The organism is Prosthecobacter sp., assembly GCF_049294395.1.
GTDB lineage: Bacteria > Verrucomicrobiota > Verrucomicrobiia > Verrucomicrobiales > Verrucomicrobiaceae > Prosthecobacter.
Genome location: NZ_JBAQCR010000361.1, coordinates 1 through 5,421, shown reverse-complemented (window position 1 = coordinate 5,421; position 5,421 = coordinate 1). Strand labels below are relative to the sequence as shown.

The window sequence follows — 5,421 nt, the reverse complement described above, 5'->3', positions numbered from 1 at the left end:
CGTGGAACCGCGTAGCGGTGACACAAAACCGCCTTGTCCCCCATCACTCGGTGATGACAAAAGCGCGCACGATGCAGCGCCCTGACCCAGAACCACTCATCACCGGCATTTCATCACCAAGCTCCTGAAATTCGAAAGGATGCGGATTCAGCGCCGCTCTTTGTCTGACATCACTTTGATGACTTATCATCGAGAAGCGCCCGCCATGACCCACCCCTCCCCAACCATCCGCCTCGGCCCCGCCGGATTTCCTTTCTGCGCGACACTCACCACGGCCTCATCATTGGCCGCATCGAATCCTACCACAAGATAACATGAGCGAAAACACCTACTGGGAAAAGACCGACAGCTTTGAGACGAAGCTCCGCCTGCTGGAAGAAGCCTGGAAAAACAAGGACTTCCGCCTCGTCCGCTCGCTCACCGATTCCCTCCGCAGCACCACCCTGCAGGCTCAGGCGGAAGGCGAAGACCACGGCTCCCCCTTCGTCCCCACCGCTCAGTTTGTGGCCGTGTCATCGCTGCCGCCCGCCTGGCGCACCTGGGCTGCCGGATGGCAGTTCTGCAAAGTGCTCACCCTGGATGAAACCATCGGTTTGGATCGCGCACCCGAGCCCGTGGAGGTCCTCCTCAGTTGTTCGGCGGAGCAGGCCGCCTCACTCACCCGCGAAGTCCGTGTCGCCCGCATCCAGCCCGATCAAAGCCTCATCGAGGTGCCCAGCCAAACCCACAGCGAGGTGCGTCGCGGCAAGGAGCGCCAGGCCCATGTGCTCTTCATGGCCGAAGGCGCTGCGCATCTGCGCCAGACCTACCTCCTCTTCTATGGCAATCCCGATGCCGAGCTCCCTGCCTACCTGACCGACCTCGAAACGCGCGGCGAAGGCTACGCGCTCGACATCGAAAACGACGCCTACAAAGCCTCGCTCTCCCACCAGATGGGACAGCTTGAGCGCATGACCCTCAAGCGCGAGCACGGCCTCGAACTCTTCGCCGGCGGCGAAGGTCATGGCGAGCCCCCGGGCATTGACTGGGCCCACGACTACGCCGCCGCCGGTCACTTTCAAAAGCTGCGCATCACCCTGTGGGAGCGCTGCCCCGACTACGAAGTCATTCGCGGCCCCCTCTGCACCATCGTGCGGCGCTGGGGCTTTCCGTATTCTCCCGTTCATCCCGTCTTCTCCCCCAGCCGCCTGCACATCGAGGTCGAGTACCGCTTTTACGCCGGCATCCCCTGGTTCCATAAGATCGGCCGCATGCATGTCATCAAAGAATTCGAAGCCGCAGCTCTGCGCGATGACGAGTGGGTCTTCTCCGGCCAATCCTTCACCGAGATGCTCTGGATGGGGGCCGATGGCAAACTGCAAAGCGGCCCCGTCGATCCCAAGCAGCGCGACAACATCTGGGCCGTCGGCTTTGCCAACAAAGACAGCAAAGACTCCTTCGTCGCCCTCTACCTCGAGCACACCGCCCAGGGCATGCCCGAGCCCAAACATTCAGGCTCGCCGCAGATGTTCTACCGCTGGCACGGCCATGTCTGGAGCCGCTATCCCCTCCCCCAAAAAGTCGTGCCCGCCGGAGCCGTGCTCCACCAAAAGAACGCCTACGTCGCCATCCCCTTCACCGCCGCCGAAGGCCCCGCGAAGCTGGAGTCCCTGCGCCACTGCCTCGCCAATCCGCTCCACCTTTCCCCCGGCGAAATCCCGCGCAACATCACACCGCCCAAGCCCACCACACGCCTCGCCCGCCCCGGCGAAGCCGGCGACAGCCCCATCTCCAAACAAGCCCTCTGGGAAGCCCTGCGCGAATGCAAAGACGAGCAGCTCTACACCGCCGACATCAGCGTCGTCGATCTCGGCCTCGTGCACGACATCCGCGTCCGTGGCGACACCGTCCACGTCATCATGTCCATGCCCCACCGCGGCCGCCCCCGGCTCGGCTTCTTCACCTTCGGCTCCGGCGGCAACTCCAAGCCCGTCGAGCCCCAATTACTGAAAGTCCCCGGCGTCAAACACGTCGTCGTCGAACAAGTCTGGGACCCCGCCTGGTCCTCCAACCGACTGACGGATGAAGGCCGCCGCAAGCTGGGCCTGGAGGGGTGAAGTGATTCACTGGGGATCGTAACTTGCCAAAGCGTCCCGGAGCGCGGACTTCCAGTCCGCAGCACTCCGCGTTCACCCATGCTGCCGCGCGTCTCTTTAGCTTCGCAGCCTCCAGCGTGCCATCCTGCTTGCCACCTGCAGTGTGGATGACTTCTTACTCTGCGCGCTCTCAGTTATTTCTATTTCCATCACTCTCTTCCGCTCAGTGTTCACCTTCCTTAACCGAATGCCATTGTGGCCAGGCATTTTGCCCGTCTCAATCCCGTGCACTTATGCAGCCTCTGGTTTAAACCATTCCGGCAACGCCCGCACTCCATGACCAACCGCCGCCACTTCCTCAGCAAAACCGCCGCTGCCTTCGCCGGTGTCCAAATCCTCCCGCGTTCCGTTTTCGGAGCCAATGAAAAGCTCAGCATCGCCTTCGTTGGAGCTGGTGGCAAAGGCTGGCACGCCGTGCAAAGCCTGCAAAACAACGACAGCGTGAACTTCGCCGCCTTTGCAGATGTGCATGAATCCCGGGCCACCGAGGCGCGCAAAGCCAACCCTTCGGTGCCCTTTGTGTCCGACTTCCGCAAGATGCTCGATCAGCACGGCAAACACATCGACGGCATCATCATCTCCACACCGGACCACACGCATCACTTCACCGCCAAGACCTGCATGCAGGCCGGAAAGCCGGTGTACCTCGAAAAGCCGCTGACGCACAGCATCGCCGAGGCGCGTGATTTGATGGCGCTGGAGCAGCAGACGAAACTCGCCTGCCAGATGGGCAATCAAGGCCACTCCGGCGGCGGCATCCTCGTGCTCGAAGAGTGGGTGAAAGCCGGCGTTCTCGGGAATGTGAACGAAGCCCACTGCTGGGCAGGCCCGATCTGGAGCTACCCCGATGCACGCCCTGCGGAGGAGCCGGTACCCGCCGGTCTGGATTGGAATCAATGGCTCGGCCCAGCCGCGATGGTGCCTTACAGCTCCAAGTATCTGCCCGCACAATGGCGCGGCTGGTTTGAGTTTGGCAACGGCACGCTCGGCGACTGGGCCTGCCACAACATGGACGCGCCTTATCACGTATGGGGTCTCGATTGCCCCAGCCGCGTGGAGATTGAATCGTCAGGCCCCAGCAAGCTCTCCTTCCCGGCCAGGGTCAAGATCACCTACACCTTTCCCGCCAGCGCGACACGCGGCGAGTTCAAGCTGCATTGGTACCACGGCGCAGACCACGCCCTCAAACGCCCGCCGGAACTCGATGCCGCGCGCACCTTCCCAGAGGGCGGCACCCTCATTCACGGCAGCAAAGCCACCGTCCTCATGGGCACCCACGCCGGCACACCTCGCGTGATCCCCGAAGCGAAAATGCAGGAGCTCAGCACCTCACTGCCCAAGGTGAACCTCAAGCGCTCCAACCACTGGGACAACTGGCTTCTCGCCATCAAAGGCCAGGAAATCTGCCGCTCCAACTTCGCCTACGGCGGCCGCCTCACCGAGACCATGCACTTTGGCAACATCGCCCTGCACGTGAATCGCAGCCTCACCATCGATCCCGTCACCCGCAGCATCATCGGCGACGAAGAAGCCACCGCCCTCATGCACGGCCCCGCAGCGCGTCAAGGCTGGAAGGTGTAAGGGGCGTGACAGCACATGCCTGCACTAGGTGCATGGCATTTGATCTCACTACGTTTCACGCTGGACTGTCACTTCCCGCTACGCCAGGGTGACAACGTCGGGCGACTCCTTTCGCCCTCCATCCATCGATGAAAATCGTTCTTTATCCATTCATGGTGCTGGCCGCGTGCGGGCTTGCGCTCAGCATCGCTGCTCATGGCATGGCACTGGCAGGACTTCCCATTCCAGGCGGCGATCTCATCTGGGGGCTTCACGTGGGCGTCTTTGCAGTCTGGATTCCGACTGTGCTTGCTTCACTCGGGATGACCCGCCACGTGAACCGCAAAGACGTTTGGAAGATGGCTCTGGCCGGCTGCCCTGAGTGGATGCGCCGCTCCTTGTACGTTCTCTTCGGCTATGCCATTCTCAACTTCATCTTCTTCATCGTCTCCATGGCCGGGCAGCCCAAGCAGGACCGCAAGAGCGCTTCCACACCCGCCGTAGTGCGCGGCTCTCCGGCCACTGGATGATTTTTTACAGCGCAGCCTTCGCGATTCTCTATTCCCGCATTCACTCGCCGGGGCTGTATCGTGAGCGCATGTGTCCCCAGGAACACACGTCTCCCCCCACCGCCCGCTTTTGTGCGCAGTGTGGCCACGACTTTTCCCATGAAGCGGGAACCACATGACTCTGCGCCGGATCAGCATAAGGACGACACACACCTTCGCCCTATGAAGCACAGCGTCACCGAGCTCCCCTTCAATCGTTTCCTCGGCCTCGAATCATCTGCCGACCCCGCGCAACTCCTCCGCCTCCCCTCCGGCCCCCAATACCTCAATCACCTCGGCACCGTCCACGCCAGCGCCCAGCTCGCTCTCGCCGAAGCCTCCAGCGGCGAATTCCTCCTCCGCTCCCTCGGCCCCGACTCAGCCGTCATCCCCGTCGTCCGCCGACTCGAATCCAAATTCCGCAAACCCGCCCACGGCTCCCTCACCTCCACCGTCACCACCCCACCCGCAACGCTCGACCAACTCCGCGCCGACCTCGCCGCCAAAGGCCGCGCCATCATCAGCGTCGCCGTGGAGTTGCACGACGAGTCCGGCGCCCACACCCTCTCCGCCACCGTCGAGTGGTTCATCACCAAGCTTCCATGAGGATGCCATGAACGATGGGATCTCAGACAAGCTCCGCCGCGCTCATAGAGTGCCGCCATCTCCAAAGCCCACAATCTAGCTGAGCGCAATTCATCCTATGAACACTGACACAACCGCAGAAGCCCTCGTGCAACGCCAGCTCGACGCCTACAACGCGCACGACCTCGACGCCCTCCTCGCCACCTACGCCGAAGACGCCCGCTTGTTCGAACACCCAGCCACCCTCCTCGCCTCCGGCACCGCTCAATTGCGCGCCCGTTTCGCCCTGCGTTTCCAAGAACCAAATCTTCATGCCCACCTCCTCAACCGCATCCTCATGGACCGCTTCGTCATCGACCACGAACGCGTCACCCGCACCTTCCCCGAAGGCCCCGGCACCATCGATCTCGTCGCCACCTACGAAGTCATGGACGGCAAAATCATCAACGTCTGGTTCCTCGCCAGCCCCAAAACACTCGACTCACAATCCTGAACGGCCATGCCATCCAAAACTGAAAACGCCGACCAGTTCTCAACAGCTCGCAGAGCTCTTCAGCCCCAAAGGGGCGACATATCGTAGCCCAGGGTCAGCC

At 62.1% G+C, this 5,421-nt stretch carries 5 protein-coding genes; all 5 read left to right on the top strand.

Features of this window, described 5'->3' with window-relative positions; genetic code table 11:
* Window positions 1-314: 314 nt before the first annotated feature.
* A complete protein-coding gene (locus WAW39_RS24285; protein WP_422321748.1) occupies window positions 315-2,096 on the top strand; it encodes a metal-sulfur cluster assembly factor in 1,782 nt (593 codons plus the stop codon).
* A gap of 315 nt (window positions 2,097-2,411) precedes the next feature.
* Window positions 2,412-3,716 (top strand): Gfo/Idh/MocA family protein, encoded by a 1,305-nt coding sequence (locus WAW39_RS24280; protein WP_422321747.1) that lies wholly within the window; start codon window positions 2,412-2,414, stop codon window positions 3,714-3,716.
* Window positions 3,717-3,844: 128 nt separating this feature from the next.
* Entirely contained in the window at window positions 3,845-4,225 is a 381-nt protein-coding gene (locus tag WAW39_RS24275) for a hypothetical protein (protein WP_422321746.1), read from the top strand.
* 201 nt (window positions 4,226-4,426) lie between these two features.
* Window positions 4,427-4,849: a DUF4442 domain-containing protein gene (locus WAW39_RS24270; RefSeq protein ID WP_422321745.1), complete on the top strand. Its 423-nt coding sequence runs from the start codon at window positions 4,427-4,429 to the stop codon at window positions 4,847-4,849.
* A gap of 97 nt (window positions 4,850-4,946) precedes the next feature.
* A complete protein-coding gene (locus WAW39_RS24265) occupies window positions 4,947-5,321 on the top strand; it encodes a nuclear transport factor 2 family protein (RefSeq protein WP_422321744.1) in 375 nt (124 codons plus the stop codon).
* The last annotated feature ends 100 nt before the right edge of the window (window positions 5,322-5,421 follow it).

Coding starts and splice junctions, on each gene's coding strand:
- WAW39_RS24285 (WP_422321748.1), top strand. CDS start 315: ATGAGCGAAAACACCTACTGGGAAAAGACCGACAGCTTTGAGACGAAG.
- WAW39_RS24280 (WP_422321747.1), top strand. CDS start 2,412: ATGACCAACCGCCGCCACTTCCTCAGCAAAACCGCCGCTGCCTTCGCC.
- WAW39_RS24275 (WP_422321746.1), top strand. CDS start 3,845: ATGAAAATCGTTCTTTATCCATTCATGGTGCTGGCCGCGTGCGGGCTT.
- WAW39_RS24270 (WP_422321745.1), top strand. CDS start 4,427: ATGAAGCACAGCGTCACCGAGCTCCCCTTCAATCGTTTCCTCGGCCTC.
- WAW39_RS24265 (WP_422321744.1), top strand. CDS start 4,947: ATGAACACTGACACAACCGCAGAAGCCCTCGTGCAACGCCAGCTCGAC.